The sequence below is a fragment of the Chitinophaga sancti genome (assembly GCF_034424315.1).
GTDB classification, from domain to species: domain Bacteria; phylum Bacteroidota; class Bacteroidia; order Chitinophagales; family Chitinophagaceae; genus Chitinophaga; species Chitinophaga sancti.
The window spans coordinates 1,123,552-1,138,627 of the sequence record NZ_CP139972.1; the positions used below are offsets into that span (position 1 = coordinate 1,123,552).

18 protein-coding genes are annotated in these 15,076 nt (G+C 38.7%); 6 read left to right on the top strand and 12 right to left on the bottom strand.

The window, feature by feature from the left end; all coding sequences use genetic code 11:
• Positions 1 to 6 precede the first annotated feature (6 nt).
• The 3 genes from U0033_RS04080 to U0033_RS04090 are packed head-to-tail and all read left to right on the top strand — an operon-like array spanning position 7 to position 1,982.
• Positions 7 to 177, top strand: a complete 171-nt coding sequence (locus U0033_RS04080) for a hypothetical protein (protein ID WP_177318687.1) — start codon at positions 7 to 9, stop codon at positions 175 to 177.
• A gap of 19 nt (positions 178 to 196) precedes the next feature.
• Positions 197 to 1,276 carry an ACR3 family arsenite efflux transporter gene (gene arsB / locus U0033_RS04085; RefSeq protein ID WP_072364160.1) on the top strand — a complete coding sequence of 360 codons (1,080 nt, stop codon included), beginning with the start codon at positions 197 to 199 and terminating at the stop codon, positions 1,274 to 1,276.
• 13 nt (positions 1,277 to 1,289) lie between these two features.
• The gene (locus U0033_RS04090; RefSeq protein ID WP_072364211.1) at positions 1,290 to 1,982 is read left to right on the top strand and encodes a low molecular weight phosphatase family protein; all 693 of its coding nucleotides are present in this window, start codon (positions 1,290 to 1,292) and stop codon (positions 1,980 to 1,982) included.
• Positions 1,983 to 2,315: 333 nt separating this feature from the next.
• Here U0033_RS04090 and U0033_RS04095 read toward each other — a convergent pair whose 3' ends face one another.
• Entirely contained in the window at positions 2,316 to 3,182 is an 867-nt protein-coding gene (locus U0033_RS04095; RefSeq protein WP_072364161.1) for an SDR family NAD(P)-dependent oxidoreductase, read from the bottom strand.
• 18 nt (positions 3,183 to 3,200) lie between these two features.
• Positions 3,201 to 3,629, bottom strand: coding sequence for an RICIN domain-containing protein (locus U0033_RS04100; protein WP_072364162.1), 429 nt, complete (start codon positions 3,627 to 3,629; stop codon positions 3,201 to 3,203).
• 446 nt (positions 3,630 to 4,075) lie between these two features.
• On the opposite strand from U0033_RS04100, the gene U0033_RS04105 reads away from it, so the two are divergent.
• Positions 4,076 to 4,978, top strand: a complete 903-nt coding sequence (locus tag U0033_RS04105) for a helix-turn-helix domain-containing protein (protein ID WP_072364212.1) — start codon at positions 4,076 to 4,078, stop codon at positions 4,976 to 4,978.
• Positions 4,979 to 5,188: 210 nt separating this feature from the next.
• On the opposite strand, the gene U0033_RS04110 is transcribed toward U0033_RS04105, so the two are convergent.
• From U0033_RS04110 to U0033_RS04120, 3 genes are all read right to left on the bottom strand, one after another.
• Positions 5,189 to 5,773 (bottom strand): hypothetical protein, encoded by a 585-nt coding sequence (locus U0033_RS04110; protein WP_072364164.1) that lies wholly within the window; start codon positions 5,771 to 5,773, stop codon positions 5,189 to 5,191.
• A gap of 307 nt (positions 5,774 to 6,080) precedes the next feature.
• Positions 6,081 to 6,752 (bottom strand): hypothetical protein, encoded by a 672-nt coding sequence (locus tag U0033_RS04115; protein ID WP_072364165.1) that lies wholly within the window; start codon positions 6,750 to 6,752, stop codon positions 6,081 to 6,083.
• Between the two features lie 241 nt (positions 6,753 to 6,993).
• Positions 6,994 to 7,329, bottom strand: a complete 336-nt coding sequence (locus U0033_RS04120) for a hypothetical protein (RefSeq protein ID WP_072364166.1) — start codon at positions 7,327 to 7,329, stop codon at positions 6,994 to 6,996.
• Between the two features lie 981 nt (positions 7,330 to 8,310).
• On the opposite strand from U0033_RS04120, the gene U0033_RS04125 reads away from it, so the two are divergent.
• A complete protein-coding gene (locus tag U0033_RS04125; RefSeq protein WP_072364168.1) occupies positions 8,311 to 9,633 on the top strand; it encodes a thioredoxin family protein in 1,323 nt (440 codons plus the stop codon).
• Positions 9,634 to 10,056: 423 nt separating this feature from the next.
• Entirely contained in the window at positions 10,057 to 10,854 is a 798-nt protein-coding gene (locus U0033_RS04130) for a DUF7003 family protein (RefSeq protein ID WP_143150866.1), read from the top strand.
• A 205-nt stretch (positions 10,855 to 11,059) separates the two neighbouring features.
• Here U0033_RS04130 and U0033_RS04135 read toward each other — a convergent pair whose 3' ends face one another.
• The 7 genes from U0033_RS04135 to U0033_RS04165 form a co-directional block, all read right to left on the bottom strand.
• Positions 11,060 to 11,443, bottom strand: a complete 384-nt coding sequence (locus tag U0033_RS04135; protein WP_072364170.1) for a hypothetical protein — start codon at positions 11,441 to 11,443, stop codon at positions 11,060 to 11,062.
• A 65-nt stretch (positions 11,444 to 11,508) separates the two neighbouring features.
• A complete protein-coding gene (locus U0033_RS04140) occupies positions 11,509 to 11,892 on the bottom strand; it encodes a DUF2750 domain-containing protein (protein ID WP_083571754.1) in 384 nt (127 codons plus the stop codon).
• A gap of 415 nt (positions 11,893 to 12,307) precedes the next feature.
• Complete coding sequence (locus U0033_RS04145) at positions 12,308 to 13,003, bottom strand: hypothetical protein (protein ID WP_072364171.1); 696 nt, start codon at positions 13,001 to 13,003, stop codon at positions 12,308 to 12,310.
• Positions 13,004 to 13,072: 69 nt separating this feature from the next.
• Complete coding sequence (locus U0033_RS04150) at positions 13,073 to 13,768, bottom strand: transposase (RefSeq protein ID WP_322518525.1); 696 nt, start codon at positions 13,766 to 13,768, stop codon at positions 13,073 to 13,075.
• Between the two features lie 53 nt (positions 13,769 to 13,821).
• Positions 13,822 to 14,247: a hypothetical protein gene (locus U0033_RS04155; RefSeq protein WP_322518524.1), complete on the bottom strand. Its 426-nt coding sequence runs from the start codon at positions 14,245 to 14,247 to the stop codon at positions 13,822 to 13,824.
• Positions 14,244 to 14,618, bottom strand: a complete 375-nt coding sequence (locus tag U0033_RS04160; RefSeq protein ID WP_322518523.1) for a transposase — start codon at positions 14,616 to 14,618, stop codon at positions 14,244 to 14,246. The genes U0033_RS04155 and U0033_RS04160 overlap by 4 nt, the downstream gene beginning before the upstream one ends.
• A 177-nt stretch (positions 14,619 to 14,795) precedes the next feature.
• Entirely contained in the window at positions 14,796 to 15,068 is a 273-nt protein-coding gene (locus tag U0033_RS04165; RefSeq protein ID WP_143150867.1) for a hypothetical protein, read from the bottom strand.
• Between the last annotated feature and the right edge of the window lie 8 nt (positions 15,069 to 15,076).

Consider the following 15,076-nt stretch of genomic DNA (forward strand, 5'->3'; position numbering starts at 1 on the left):
TAAGCAATGAAAGATAAAATAAACGAAACAGGAGTTTCTGCAAATAAGAAGGGGATCTCTTTAAACGAAAAGAGATCCCTCACGAACAGGAATGGGATTTCTCCAGACGAGGAAAGCATCTCTTTAAACAATATGAGAAACGCTACGACATGGTCAGCCATCTCTTCCAAACAATAAAAGCATCTTTTTAAACGAAATGAGCACTCTTACCAATGAGACCACCATCTCTCCGGTCCAACGCAAAAAACTAAGCTTCCTGGACAGCTACCTGACTTTATGGATCGCGCTGGCAATGCTGGCAGGAGTAGCCATCGGCAACCTCCTCCCATCCGTACCATCCTACATCAACCAGCTATCAAACGGCACCACTAATATCCCCCTGGCCATAGGCCTGATCCTGATGATGTATCCACCGCTGGCAAAAGTCAGGTACGAAAAAATGAGGGCAGTATTCAGCAATACCAAAGTACTAGGCGCTTCCCTCCTACTCAACTGGATCATCGGCCCGATCCTGATGTTCACACTTGCCCTGGTCTTCCTCCATCATCACCCTGCATACATGACCGGTTTAATCCTCATCGGCCTGGCGCGTTGCATAGCGATGGTGATCGTCTGGAACGAACTGGCTGCAGGCAGCAGGGAGTATGCTGCCGGACTGGTTGCCCTCAACAGCATCTTCCAGGTATTGCTCTACAGCGTATATGCTTATCTCTTCATCACCGTACTCCCTCCATTATTCGGTCTGCAGGGATTAGCCGTAGATATTACAATCGCCGAAATCGCAAAAAGTGTAGCTATCTACCTGGGTATTCCTTTCGCAGCAGGCGTGATCAGCCGCTATGTGCTCATCAGCCTTAAAGGAGAAGAATGGCTGAATAATAAATTCATTCCCGCTATATCTCCTATCACACTGATAGCACTGCTGTTTACCATCGTCGTTATGTTCAGTCTGAAAGGGCGTTTGATAGTACAGATCCCTTTTGATGTCGTGCTCATTGCCATTCCGCTTGTCATCTATTTTGCCATCATGTTCCTGCTGAGTTTCTTTGTCAGCAAGGCCCTGGGGGCAGACTATGCAAAGAATGCGTCCATCTCCTTTACTGCCACAGGCAATAATTTTGAACTGGCAATAGCAGTGGCGATCGGTGTATTTGGCATCAACAGCGGAGAAGCATTTGCCGGAGTCATTGGTCCGCTGGTAGAAGTACCGGCCCTGATCGCACTGGTCAATGTAGCGTTCTGGCTGAAGAAGAAATATTATGCAGGCATCAACTAAACAGAAAATCATCATGCAACTTTATCCAACGATCACACGTTACCTGCAGGACGCAGAAAAACACACAACAGGTATTCCCGCTGAAAGAAAAGAAATCCTAAACAGGATAGCTGCTTTTATAAGTGAGCGGATGCATGCCGGCAAAGAACCTGGCTTAGCTGGCAGTCAATCACATATTGAGGCAAGTCAGCCCCATCTTCAGGGTAAACAATCTCACTTGGTATTCATCTGCACCCACAATTCCCGCAGAAGCCACCTGGCCCAATTATGGGCCGCAGCTTCCGCGGCATATTACGGCATCGAAGATGTATACACCTATTCAGGCGGTACGGAAGTAACTGCCTTCAATCCCAGCGCTGTAAAAGCACTCCAGGACGCGGGTTTTCAAATCACAATAGCCCAAACAGGAGACAATCCATTATATGAAGTAAGACTGGGTGAACACCTACCTGTAATCAACTCCTTCTCTAAAAAATTCGGTGATGCGCCCAATCCTTCAGCTGATTTCGCAGCAATCATGACCTGCACCAGTGCCGACGAAGGCTGTCCTTTTGTACCAGGAGCAGCGTTTAGAATAGCCACACCTTTCAATGATCCCAAAGCCGCAGATCGCACACCACAACAGGAAGCTGTGTATGCAGAGCGGTGCAAGGATATTGCGATAGAGATGCTGTACACGTTTTCACAGGTGAACAAAGACAGGTAGATTACATAAAAGATATAAATGGACGAGGTTGTAGCAAAAGTAATCTAAAGGCATGGAGAATTTCATTAACAAAAATTCCTTCCACCTGGTACCCGCATTCAATCCGGGTAACTGGACTATTGGTACAACCTCTACTATTGCCTGCTTATAAAAAGCCCTACCCTTCAAATCATTGATGAGAATATATTCTCTCAGATACCCATTCATTACCGATGAAAATGCAGCTACTCCATCACTATCGTCATTAATGAACCCCCTTTCTCTCAATTACAATCTCACTGATGAAATCCCCCTACCAAACACAATCTTCTTTAATATTCAATTACAATCTCTTCATCCCAAATACGGCCTGATCACCTCCTGGCAATACTTCCACACAATCTCTTCATTCTCCACAGAATAATATTTCTCATTCACCTTCTCCTCCCCTTTCGGTCCAAAATACTTCCCCGTCACGCCTTCCAGTTCCGGGGCCACCGCCGCCCTGATACTACTACTCGCTCCCTTAGCCACAGAAATCATGATCGGCTTCCAAAGAAAATAAATAATCCTCCATTTCAATGATTTCGTAGCTTCCCGCCCCAGGCTCGTTGGCGCAGATGCCGGATGCACGGAATTAAACGTGATACTCCTCACCCCGGCTTGCTGCATTTCCTTTACAAAATGTCGCATCATCCAAATCACATATAACTTAGACAAGGCATAAGCCCTGCTCATCGTATAATTCTGCTTCAATTCAATGTCGTCAAGGAAAGGTTTACCACTCATTGCATGCGAAGCAGAAGAAACCGTTACCACCCTGGCAGAAGGGCTTTTTTTCAATACATCCAGCAAAAGTGTCGTCAGCAAAAGTGGCACAAAAACATTAATAGTCATCGTTTTCTCATACCCTTTATTAGTCGTCTCTCTTCTCTCTGTGAACTGCGCACCGGCATTATTAATAAGCACATCCAGGTGATCAAATTGCTGCCTGATTTGCATTGCAAACCGCCTTACTTCCGCCAGGGAAAGGAAGTCAGCAATCAACATACTGACGTTCTGATTGCCAGTCTCTCTCCTAATTTCGTTAAATACCGCTTCTGTTTTCTGTTTATTCCGCCCATGTAAAATGACAGTATGCCCCTGGCTGGCAAGGGTCTTCGCAGTCTCTTTACCGATACCATCAGAAGCGCCGGTGACCAGGATGATTTTTTGATTCATATTTATTGATTTAACTTATTACTGCCAGGGATGCTGTTCTACCAATTGCCACAACTGTTCTTCAGCATAATTAAGCGGCATCAGCAGGATGTTTGAGTTCTCTTTTGCAGATGAAATCGTCAGGTACAAATCTGTCTCCGCTTGCCTGATCAGGAACTGATCATCCGTTTGCCTGATAAACTCCCAAAACTGCGCACTATCCTGTTGTAGAACCTGCTGCCACAAACCTGATCCGGCCTGCCCGGAAGAAATGGCTTCAAATGTTTTCCGGGTAGACAGGTTCTTCAACTGGTAAATGTTATGCCCCATCTCTTTGAACTGCCAGGTCATGCATTTCCAGTTTCTAAATTCATGAAGGATTAATTTATTTCCAGTCCACCAGTATGCATTGTAAGGCCGCAGGCCCTTGCCTGTTTTTACATTCCGGATACCGTAAATGTTTTGCATATGCTTGGTACTGGGAAAAATAGTTGTCACTAGTAAACAACTGCACAATGCTAAAGCCCCTATTATGATGAGCAGATATTTTATCATGGGGCAAATGTATAGTACGAAAACACCGCTTGTACAGATCCATCCGAAAAGTGTAATACATTCTCCATTCTGTATCATTTTAAAGGAAATGAATGGAGCTACTTTTGTAAAACAAAGAAATAAGTTTCTTCTTACTTCATTACTAAAACATCAGGATGAATAACACCTTACAGTTGTTTCAAAATGACACTGCATGAATTCACTCTCCTTTATTTCTAAAAGCACCTGGATGATTACATGTGAATTTCCAGCTGCAAAAAAACAGTAATCATCGTACCACCAGGAAATTCGATATTCGCAAAAGCAGCGGATTCCGTACCTTAGAACCGGGCGCAAAAGCTCACCAAACGATTCGCTGCATGTCACCAGATCAAATCATAAAGATCAATACCGTAGAAGAATTCACAGAAAAGTTCGGTTTCCCTTCTTCCGGGCATCCGCTCCTAAGTGTAAACCGCCTGGCAGGAGTGAATTACACACTTCCCCCAAAGCAAACCACCCAGTTCAATCTATATTCAATTGTTTTCAAACAAGGCGTAAAAGGCACATCCTTATACGGTTGGCGGGAATATGACTTCAGTAAAGGCCAGATGAATTTCTTCGCCCCGGGGCAGATCATGCAATGGGATGAAACAGTCGATCACTCCAGGTCATCCGGCTGGTTGCTGGTATTTCATCCGGATTTTATCCGCAAATACCCACTTGGCAATAAGATCACCAGGCTGAAGTATTTTTCCTATGAAACAAATGAAGCCCTGCATATGTCAGATGCAGAAAGGTTAATTATAGAGAATATCATTGAACACATCGCCGGTGAATGTAGCAATAACATTGATGAGCACAGCCAGGACATCATCGTATCACAGATAGACCTGCTGCTGAATTATGCAGATCGGTTTTATAAAAGGCAATTCAGAACGAGGTTTAGTGTGGAGAGTGATATCGTGTTTCGTTTTCAGTCAGTATTGCAAATGCATTTTGAAAATGAGCAGCGTCAATTGATCACTGTGAGTGACATTGCAGGAGAGTTATCCATGTCGACACATTACCTGAGTGAGTTGCTACGGAATATTACAGGCATGAGTGCGCAACAGCATATCCATGCGTTTGTAATTGATAAGGCAAAGAGTTTATTGCTTACTACGAATTTAACCATTAGTGAAGTGGCTTACAGGCTAGGATTTGAGTATCCGGGGTATTTTAACAGGTTGTTTAAAAATAAGACGGGGCAGACGCCGCTGGAGTTTAGAAATATGAATTAGGATGGAATAATGGCCTGACCTGCCATTCACTTAAGTGTTGATTATCAATCACAAATACCTATTTATGAAATGAATTCCAGTATTTCATAACTAAGTGTCCTCCACCTATTTTTTCTTGCAGTATGGAAATTTATTCAAATACCATTCATAGTAGCATTTATCTATCGTATATTATTTTGCAATCTATTACAGGAGTTATGAAAACATACTTTACAACTTAAAAGGAAATACTATCAACGTATTTTCTGAATCCTTCTTAGTAGGAAAAACAAAACGATAGTAATCCTTGTATTCATCACCTCCCACTGCGGCGATGACCTTCTCTTTAAACATCAGATTAACTTTTTCATCAAATTTTATTTCATTTGGCATAAGTCTATATTCCAGGTAAATCCGTAGATAGTCTAGAAATCCGCTTTCACTATCTGCAATGTAAGTATACTCCCCCTCCATTTCATCATATAATATCACTTTGCGAGTGACCAAATCAAGTCCCATTTTAAAGAGTCCATTGTCTCGTCCAAACAACACAAACCTATCCTTTATACAAAATGGTTTAATAAAGAAAAATTCGCTTAACACCTGGGGCATTTCAGATAAATTGCTATTTTCTAACAATTCCGCAATCATTCCCCAGCTTGCATTTCCATCCGTCGATACTCTCTTATAACGAATCAACGAATCAGGAAAACCCTCTTTATATGGAGGCTCGGGAGAGTCAAATATCGCCCTTAGCTGGGAAAAAATTACATACTGATAAATAGAAATAAACTCTTTAATAGCTACCTCTTCCATCTACTATAATTAATTTGTAAATATGTTGTGTACTATATTCTTAAACACATTCTCACAAGCAATATAGCTTAGAAACTGACCAAAAAAAATGAATGAAAAAATTCTGGCATTGCACGACAAATTCACATCTAAACTAACAAATATGCAAGCAGGAAAAAGGATCATTTCATCATAAGTCTCAACACCCTGCTAAAGAAATAGAATACATCCTTTCAACCTCGTATGCATTAGGGTTCCAGTTCTTCTCGTCTATCCAAAATAAGCTCAAAGGAGTAGGTATATCACTGGCAAGGACATTAGCGACCACTTAATTCAAAAAAAACCGGCGGGCCATTTTATAATTTACTTCCAAGTCGTCCTTTCGATTAATACTTAAATGAGCGCTATATTCTTTTACAAACGTCAGCTCTGTTCCTTCTATTTTATACTTATTAACCTTATATAAGTAAGTCGTATCATCAATATAAGAAGGAGTATCGGTAATCAAAAAATCCATGTTCTTCTCATTTATCCAAACTAAGCTCAAAGAAGTACGTAAATCATTGACAAGAACTCGCTGAGATTCCAGGTTTATTATATAGATAGACAAGAAATTACTCATTCCTATTAGTGGCAATATTAAAATGCTATCCCGAACAAGATAGTAATTAGATTGCCTGAATGCATTACCACTAATAATACCCATAGATGTATCCGGAAATACTACATTCGAATAATCAAAATATTGAAACCTACACTCCTTATAAGTATCTCTGCCTTTCATATGATAATGATATTTCAGACAGATTCCTCCATTCTTTTCTTTTGAAGCCTTTAAATAGAAATTTGGTTCTTTCACCTCCAGTTTGTCTAAATTATTAACCGGAAAAGAATCTACCCGCACCCGTTTTACTTCCCTCGCTGCAATGGCAGGTTTTATCGCATTTTTACAACAAATAGTAGTAAATACAAAGAATGTATACAGACAGGCATTTTTCATATCAATTATAGGTTAATAACCGCATCGGTGTTGTTAAAGTTCAAAAATACTTAATTACAGTGTCTTTATTTTCCGCTCATGAATCAGAATTTACCACAACAAGTCCGCATCCGATAGAGAGGGTTTCAATTTCCTTATTAAAAGCATCACTGTTTCCATTTGGCTTGCCCCACCCTGCTTTAGCATAGCGATGGTTTTATGAACGTTCCCACTTTCTCAGCTTCTTGAACCAGGAAGGCAGCTAAAAGAAGAACACAATTCCTGACTTTCTTTCAATAGCATATCTAATAAGCTGCAACAATTCAATTTTTAGATTTCTACCACAAAGGCCCAATGTGGATTTTTCAATAGCCCCTTGAAGACTTAATATTTCATTATTGTCGTCTATTATTGTTGTCTCATAATCATCAATTAAATTACCTGTTTTCTTAAAGAAGTTTTCAACTATACTTGAATTCCTGAAAAGCTTAATTTTTTCTTCATTGAGGTCAAGTCGCCTTCCTGTAAGTTCATGATTTATGTTATTCAAATACGTTTTGATTTCATCTTTGGTATCTGTTGCAATAATAATTCGCATGGATAATAAGTATTGTGAGATTATTCATTTCATTGAAGGTGAAAGTTAACTGTTGTTTTTCCATTTACAGCTTATTGTTGGATACATTGAAATATCTATTTAATGAATCCCGGATTACCTACATTCTCCATCACTCACCTTTTCCCAGGTATTTTCCTCTGCTCACTAAATTCAAATGTAGCATCCTTATTTTACAAAACTATTAATTGCTGCATATAATGTTCGGGAAGCCCATTTAGCTTTATACACCTCAGCCAACAACTTCAAACCCCTGGCTTCAATTTTTGCAAATCCAACCACTACAAGTATTATTCGAACACGCTGCACTGGTACAGGCATTTAGCATAGATATCCATTGACTACATCCAATAAATTCCAGGAATAATATCTTTTTGCTATTTTAAAAAATACTTCTACATTTATCACAGTAGTAGTAATAACAGGAATGAATAGTTAAGTGCCCTATGTTGACTTGGTAATCAATCTATTATAACTACAAATGTATAAAATGCCATGCTCATTTATTTAAATATTGCAGTAATGACAACCTGGTATAGCCATTAACAATTTCATATAATGATATAAATTTTATTATTTATTCCACCATTGTAGCAGGGAACCACAGGGATAGTATCTAAGGCGACATGCCTGGAATTCAATCATTTCAACGTTATGTTATTCCACCCGTTTTCAAATGAAGGACAGGCCGTACAGAAGCCGCTGAAATTTTTGCAGGTACAGGTCAAAAACCCTCCACTGAATAAAGATCATGAAGACCATCCGGAATATTCGTCGCTCTCATCAATCTGCGTTACCCTTACTAGTTATGGTGTAGAAAATACCAACGCGGTCTGGCTGGTAGTATCGCTTGTCTCCTTTTCGACTATAACTGTAAGAGGAATTTAGTGCAGGAAATAATAAGTTAATTTTTCTAGTCCACGTTCAATGCCATACAGATATTGCTGTCCATAACCACATACTATGATAAAATCTATTGTTCTTTATATTGTATTCATCTTTAGCTTACATCAAATCCACGCACAAGGTATTCAATTTGCGACGACAGATCTGGCTACCGCCCTGGACCTTGCCAGGCAGCAAAATAAGCTTGTCTTTGTAGATGTTTATACAGACTGGTGTGCGCCCTGCAAGAAAATGGAGAAGACCATTTTTCCACAGGCAAAAGTTGGTCAGTTGTATAATGAAAACTTTATTAGCTGCAGGGTGAACGGAGAAAAAGACAAAGGGCCGGATATTGTAAAAAAGTATAGGGTAGGCGCATATCCTACATTTCTTTTTATCAATCCTGAGGGGGAATTGGTTGCTAAAGGATCAGGTTATGAGGAAAGTGCTGATCCCTTCCTGGAATTGGGAAGATCTGCCATCCGTAAAAAAGCGATGAACTTTTCGTTTAGCCGGATGAAACATAATTATGAGAAGAATAAAAACAATAAACAATTTCTGGCAGCCTATATAGAAGCACTTGATAGCCTGGAATTGAAAGAAGATGTTGTTCCACTGTTGGATCAATACTGCAAAATGATCACGACGCCTTCTGGTGCTGATTACAATTTTTTACTCAAACATGTATTCCGGGCTAATTCGGCCGCCTTCGATATACTGTTAAACAATCAGGCTGATGCATATCAATACTTTAATAAAGATTCACTATTCCCGGATAATAAATCAACCAGGCAGTTTCTGTTCGAATCAAAATTAAATAACACCATAATTGAAACCATTATGGATGCTATATCAACACGGGATGAACAGAAATTTCGCCAGGCCATTTTCAAAGACAGGAAGATTGACCATCAGAACCCCAAATATCCACTGACGGTCTTTTCTTTTAGTGCGCAGTTCTATACAACGATGAAGGACACAATGTCTTTACTACAGTTATTACATCGTTTCTCTGACACCCTCCTACCTGCCATACTGCCCCGGGCATCTTCACTGGACAGTCTGTATACCATGCAGGTTCAGGAGCCCGGTTGGAAAGGCACTTATATATTCTATCTTGCCAACACAATGGATAATGCAGCAGATAAGTACCTCCTGAATAGCAGGAAAAAGAGTGATTTTCAAAGGGCATTAACATTAAGTAATCAGGTATTGAGATTAGCACCAGGTAAGCCGATGTTTATAAATACCAGCGCCAGAGCATATTACTTACTAAATGAGAAGGAACGAGCCATACAGCTTCAAAAACAGGCTGTAAAATTGAGCGAAGATATTCCATCACTACATAACAAATTCATGTCTCAGCTGGCTGATATGCAGGCTGGGAAAAGGATCATTTAATCGTTAGAATAGCATCCTGCTAGGGATATAAGATCCTGACCTAAAGTATTATCAAATTCACCTTATGTATTATAATAAATCGATGGACGAAAGCCAATCATTGAACGAAAAGGGCATCTTGCTGATGATCGCTTAGGACTACCGATTGCTATCGGCGTCAGTAGCGCAAATGCTCATGACTCAATTGGAGGTTTTGATTTGTCGATTTAGTTAATAAGAGTTTAATTTACAGGAATGACTCAGGAAATGTTCCTACTGAAATATGTTAATGTAAAATTTTGAAAGATAATGGCTACTTTGCTATAATAATTATTACAATTGTATTAACTCCGCGCTTCAACATTTATGAAACAGCTCCTGCTAATAGGCATTCTATTGATAAGCTCCTGCACACAATTAATGGAGAATAAAAATAATAGGACATTGACGACTTTTACCGAAAAAGAAATACTGACTCAACTGGACCTTGCTTTTGACGGTGAAATTTCTCAATATTATCCGGCTGGCCGCCCCCAGGATATTAAATATAATTTCTTTCTTGACCTTGAACATGGCTATTTTTTAACTGCAGGAAGCAAAATTCATTTATTCTCAGACTCTACAAGATGGGCGATTGTGTTTGAAAAAAGTGGTTATCAAAACCGATCATTCTCCGCTGATATAGAATTAGATTACATTGGCAATTGCATTAATTATCCTGTAGACGAATACCAGGAAAGAAATTATATCACTAACGCCACCAACATCACATTAATTGATCGGTCGGAATTTGAAAGAATCAGGAACAAACAGGGATCTGAAATGGAAACTTTTGAACTCATTGATCCTACTATAAAGGAAGTAAAAGTTCGCGATACAATTATACCTTTCGACAACAACTATAAAAATTATGAAAAAATGGGTATTAAAGTAAGAGCGCACGAAAACACGAAACAACTTATTGGATACGGAGATCTTGTCCGGTATTTAAACGAAACAAATAGCTCTATTATCAGCGCTACGCAGGAAGATATCCGAAAGTATATCCCCAAAGATCTACCCTGGCTAATGACCATCAATAAGTTTCATTTTGAGAGCGTTTACGACAAAGGAAACCCGCCTCATAGACAAGAAATATACCAGCTACTAGCGAAGATATTAGTGACCAGGAATACAAAGAACTGGCAGCCTACACAGAAAGCAAATAATCACTGGACAAACTGGGAATCCGGGAACTTATAAGGGGTAAGAAATTAAAAATCTAATCCAGAAATATTATACATTTCACTACCCGGATCAATAAGACTACTGGTAATCTTTCCTATTGATTTATCCTAAAAAGAAAACGATGACAACAAGCATACAGTATTAACGAATGAAATAATCTCTCTTTTTCAGCAATAACATCATCAATTTCTATTGTACGCATTTCCTTCATAGGGATAAATTAACAACCAATAATGGTCACTTTAAATTTATCTTTAGGCATTCTAATTTCCAGGCGATCCCCTACATCAATAGAATCACCACTCCTATAAGCCTCAATAATACAATCTATAGCGATGCGTAAGCACAAAGAATCACCATATTCGTCTATACTTTCAACTAATGCAACAATTAGCGTATTTCCATCTTCATCATAAAAACCCGCTGGCTTATTCGTACCAATCTTTGTGTTATCATTTGTGTTAAGATTCGATAATATATCAAACTCAACACTGTAAGTCCTGTCTATATCCAACTGCTGGTCAGAGGTATAAGCAAGCCCCTCTCCGTTGTTACTGGTAAATGATACATAAGGATACTCTATCTTAGTAATGACTAAATTCATTATTTTGCTTTTTGATATTTCATATCTGAATTAGCATAAATTTTAGTCTAAGGGTCTATACCACACTAGTACTTATCCAATTCTTCCCCCAGCACCCCTAAAAACATTTCAATATCTACAACCCCACCTTTGCCCGTGCTAAGGGGGAACAAAGACATTTTAAAACCTTGTTCCCGAAAATGAGGAATGTCGACTTCCAAAAACTCGTCCAAAGGAATAGAACTGACCCTGCAATCTGCATATTCTCCAACGCAAAAAATTTCTGCAAATTCTTTAAACGGCCAAATAGGAAATATATAATTGCCAAAATTGTCACCTAATAAAATAAATTTCTCTGCTTTCTCAATCACCCAAACAAGCTCAAAATCCGCTATTCTTTTAACGGTATATTCAAAACGAATATTAGCATCCTGATTGATCAGGGCATTGATTTCCTTTTCGCTGATCATGGGTTAAAGTTTTGTCGATTCTATAAAGGTACCTTTACCACCGATTCCGTAAGAATTCTGATCGCTCCTCCGGTAGTATTCAATTCAAAAATATAACATTTTTATACGCTTGCCTTCAAAAGTTTTTGTCAATTCTACACTGTCCATGCATTAAAGAAACTAATAAGCTGGCGTTCTGGATATGTTTTCATTTATTGGGAGGGAATGATATTTAATAAGGATTCCTAAAAATCTTACTAATAAAACTATAAAATCACTCACAATAACAATACCAATCCTGCCGTAGGCACAGGTATCTGCATTCAACAATACTGATCCCTTTTAATACTCATTGGGAGAGGATCTGTATTAAATCATCCAACATTATTCTATAAAGAACATTCTTTCCACATACTCAAGTGAATGAAATATTATTTCAATTATACCTCATCAAAATATTATCAAGTTCAACTAATGCAGTACTATGATTAATAGAAAGAAAATATGTTTTGATTCGTTGTATCTTTTCCAAAATTCCATCCTCTTTAAATCGAAACAACAAAACAACTAAAGCACGTAACCTCTCATCATTTCCATTATGAAGAGATAACGTACTCTCGTAACTTTGGTCCAAGGTCCTAACAATTTTTTCAAGCGTATCAACAGTATTAAAAAATGGAACAACATGTTGCTTAACTATAGATAACAACTTTAAAGACATAGCATCTAATGCTTCTGGTTCCATTTCTACAGGAAAATTCAATTTGAAATAATTAAAATTGTTACGTTTCTTATAATCAGAAATATTTGAATTCAAGATTATATCTGCCAATAAATTCCCCACTATTTTAAAATAAAATATCGAGCCCAAAAAACTACGCGTAGATGTATCCAACAATATATCAGATATCTCTTTGTGATAAACATCTACATATAATTCCGCATATTTGCCCATCGAAGCATCCTTATAGTCTAGATAATCCAGAAAAAGCAGAGAAATTTCAAAGTAAAGCAGTGTTTCTTTATCAAACTTTACATAACTCTTTGTTTTGCTCTTATATACAAACCCTAACTCTCGCAGTTCATCATCAATTTTTGAACGTATCGATTTTATAATATCCTTTTTTGTCATATTTAGGGTCTGCTGAATAAGTTCCCGATCTGTTATTTTTCATTTTTACACCGAATCAATTTACCCTTCTTAATGTCTCAGATATCGGGATATAAATTGTGTATAGGATCTATTCCCCATTGTGGTCAAATAGCCCTCTGTTACCAGCCAGTAATAGATCTGCAGTACTGACAACAAAGAACCTGCTGCCAGTTTAAGCAGATTCATAACAAAGTATATGGACATCACCCAACTCTCAGCTGTATCCTTGAGGCGGGCCTTGATTTTGCCCAGTCCATATCCATTTTTCCCCTGTCCAAACTTCCCTTCGATCGCATTTCGTTCCGGCATCTCCTTTTGCAATAATCGCTTTTGCTCCTTACTATTTGATGAGGGCCGACCCAATGGCTTGCCCACATAACGGATTCCTTTTCCATTCATGAATCGTCTGTTTTCACGTGTACCAAACAACTGATCTCCCAATACACGCTCAGGATAGCAACCAAACAAGCGTTTATATGTTTCAAGGCTTTCGGTCAACAATGAACCTTCTTTGTAATTATCCCAGCTCAGTTTTTCTATATGGGTGTAGCCATCTTTCAACATCACCAGTTGCTTGCTGCCAAACTCTGTTGATATACGGTCTTTACCTCTCGGTATTGGACGTACATGCGGTTGATAGATACTTACAATCCGATCCGATATTTTATCCTCTCTATTCTTATACATCTCTGCCTGCTGACGATACATCTCCTGGATCACCTGTATTAACCTCCAGTCTTTCATTTTCAGCGCCCCCTTGAAATTAGCTTCTGATTCTATCAGCCAGTTGATGTACTTTAAATCTCGTTTAACATATTGTAATTGTTGCCGAATACCTCTGCGTATTTCTCGTTTGCTTTTGTTCTTTTTTTGGCAATGTTCAAATATTGCTTCCTGGCTATTCTCCGATACATGCGCGGCATCACCAGTTCTGCTACCTGACATCCCCGCTCTATCATCCTTTCCAATTGATGGCGACCCTCATTTAATAATTTGATATCTGTTGGATATTCGATCTGTTGCTCTGACACCGTCGCATCTAACATGACTGTTCCTGATAGCCCATCAGATGACTTTTCTTTTACGCTCTCTGTATGCTCATTCAAGCCATTGTTATTACTCTCTCCACCATTCCCATCTTGATCATCCTCACTGCGGGTATCCGCTGTTTTCTCTTCATTCGCTTTGATTACTCCGGCTTCCTGCAAAATAATCTCATTCAATCGGACATCAAATCTATGCCTAATCTTTTTCTAATACTGACCATCAACGATGCATCAAAGGGAGCCTCCTTTTGAAAACTGCTTAAGCCTACAAAATATTGCAGATATATATTTTCCGTGATCTGCGCTACCACCTCCCGATCATCAATGTTAAGTATATGTTTGATGATCACTGCACCTATTACCATCCGGGCACTCAATGTTGGAGCACCGAAATCTGCCCGCATTTTTTTATAATACACGTCCGCCAGTTTGTCCCACGGAATCTTTGCAGCTAGTATAACCCATCGGTTAGTAGTGGATAATTGCTGCGAAAAAGGAGTTGAAAATCCTTCTAAGGTCAATTGTTTTGCAGGAGTGTAACGTATCATTGCTGCATGATTTTGAAGATGAATCTTTCAATATACAAACACTTCTATGGCAAAAAACAAGCCATATCGTATTGATTAACATTGTCTTACCGCTTATTAAGCAGACCCTAAATTAGATCTAATAGGCATCACTTTAAACAATACCCATGCCTATTAGATCCAATTTAAAAGATAAGTTTAAAAGGGATGATTTTGCTCATTTATATATTGATCTGAATTATAAAGAGAAGCTAATTTTGTACCGCAGTAGGGACAAAATTCCATAACAAGCATCTTCATATCTTGATCAAATACCTTATATCCTTCTGTTATAAGATAACGATACCTGTTTTCCCCCAAATACCCTCTATCAATAAAATCCTGGCTTAATTTTATAATTCTAAAATTTAACCCTAATTCACTTACCCCTTCATAACGAAAACGAAAGCTATCACAACAAAATTTTTCCATAATCATTA

Bases quoted from the DNA above. Each gene is read 5' to 3' on its own strand.
- U0033_RS04095 (WP_072364161.1), bottom strand. From the start codon at position 3,182: ATGAATCAAAAAATCATCCTGGTCACCGGCGCTTCTGATGGTATCGGT.
- U0033_RS04135 (WP_072364170.1), bottom strand. From the start codon at position 11,443: ATGAATTTAGTCATTACTAAGATAGAGTATCCTTATGTATCATTTACC.
- U0033_RS04150 (WP_322518525.1), bottom strand. From the start codon at position 13,768: ATGAAAGACTGGAGGTTAATACAGGTGATCCAGGAGATGTATCGTCAG.
- U0033_RS04105 (WP_072364212.1), top strand. From the start codon at position 4,076: ATGTCACCAGATCAAATCATAAAGATCAATACCGTAGAAGAATTCACA.
- U0033_RS04160 (WP_322518523.1), bottom strand. From the start codon at position 14,618: ATGATACGTTACACTCCTGCAAAACAATTGACCTTAGAAGGATTTTCA.
- U0033_RS04125 (WP_072364168.1), top strand. From the start codon at position 8,311: ATGATAAAATCTATTGTTCTTTATATTGTATTCATCTTTAGCTTACAT.
- arsB (WP_072364160.1), top strand. From the start codon at position 197: ATGAGCACTCTTACCAATGAGACCACCATCTCTCCGGTCCAACGCAAA.
- U0033_RS04080 (WP_177318687.1), top strand. From the start codon at position 7: ATGAAAGATAAAATAAACGAAACAGGAGTTTCTGCAAATAAGAAGGGG.
- U0033_RS04090 (WP_072364211.1), top strand. From the start codon at position 1,290: ATGCAACTTTATCCAACGATCACACGTTACCTGCAGGACGCAGAAAAA.
- U0033_RS04110 (WP_072364164.1), bottom strand. From the start codon at position 5,773: ATGGAAGAGGTAGCTATTAAAGAGTTTATTTCTATTTATCAGTATGTA.
- U0033_RS04120 (WP_072364166.1), bottom strand. From the start codon at position 7,329: ATGCGAATTATTATTGCAACAGATACCAAAGATGAAATCAAAACGTAT.
- U0033_RS04140 (WP_083571754.1), bottom strand. From the start codon at position 11,892: ATGATCAGCGAAAAGGAAATCAATGCCCTGATCAATCAGGATGCTAAT.
- U0033_RS04100 (WP_072364162.1), bottom strand. From the start codon at position 3,629: ATGCAAAACATTTACGGTATCCGGAATGTAAAAACAGGCAAGGGCCTG.
- U0033_RS04145 (WP_072364171.1), bottom strand. From the start codon at position 13,003: ATGACAAAAAAGGATATTATAAAATCGATACGTTCAAAAATTGATGAT.
- U0033_RS04115 (WP_072364165.1), bottom strand. From the start codon at position 6,752: ATGAAAAATGCCTGTCTGTATACATTCTTTGTATTTACTACTATTTGT.
- U0033_RS04165 (WP_143150867.1), bottom strand. From the start codon at position 15,068: ATGGAAAAATTTTGTTGTGATAGCTTTCGTTTTCGTTATGAAGGGGTA.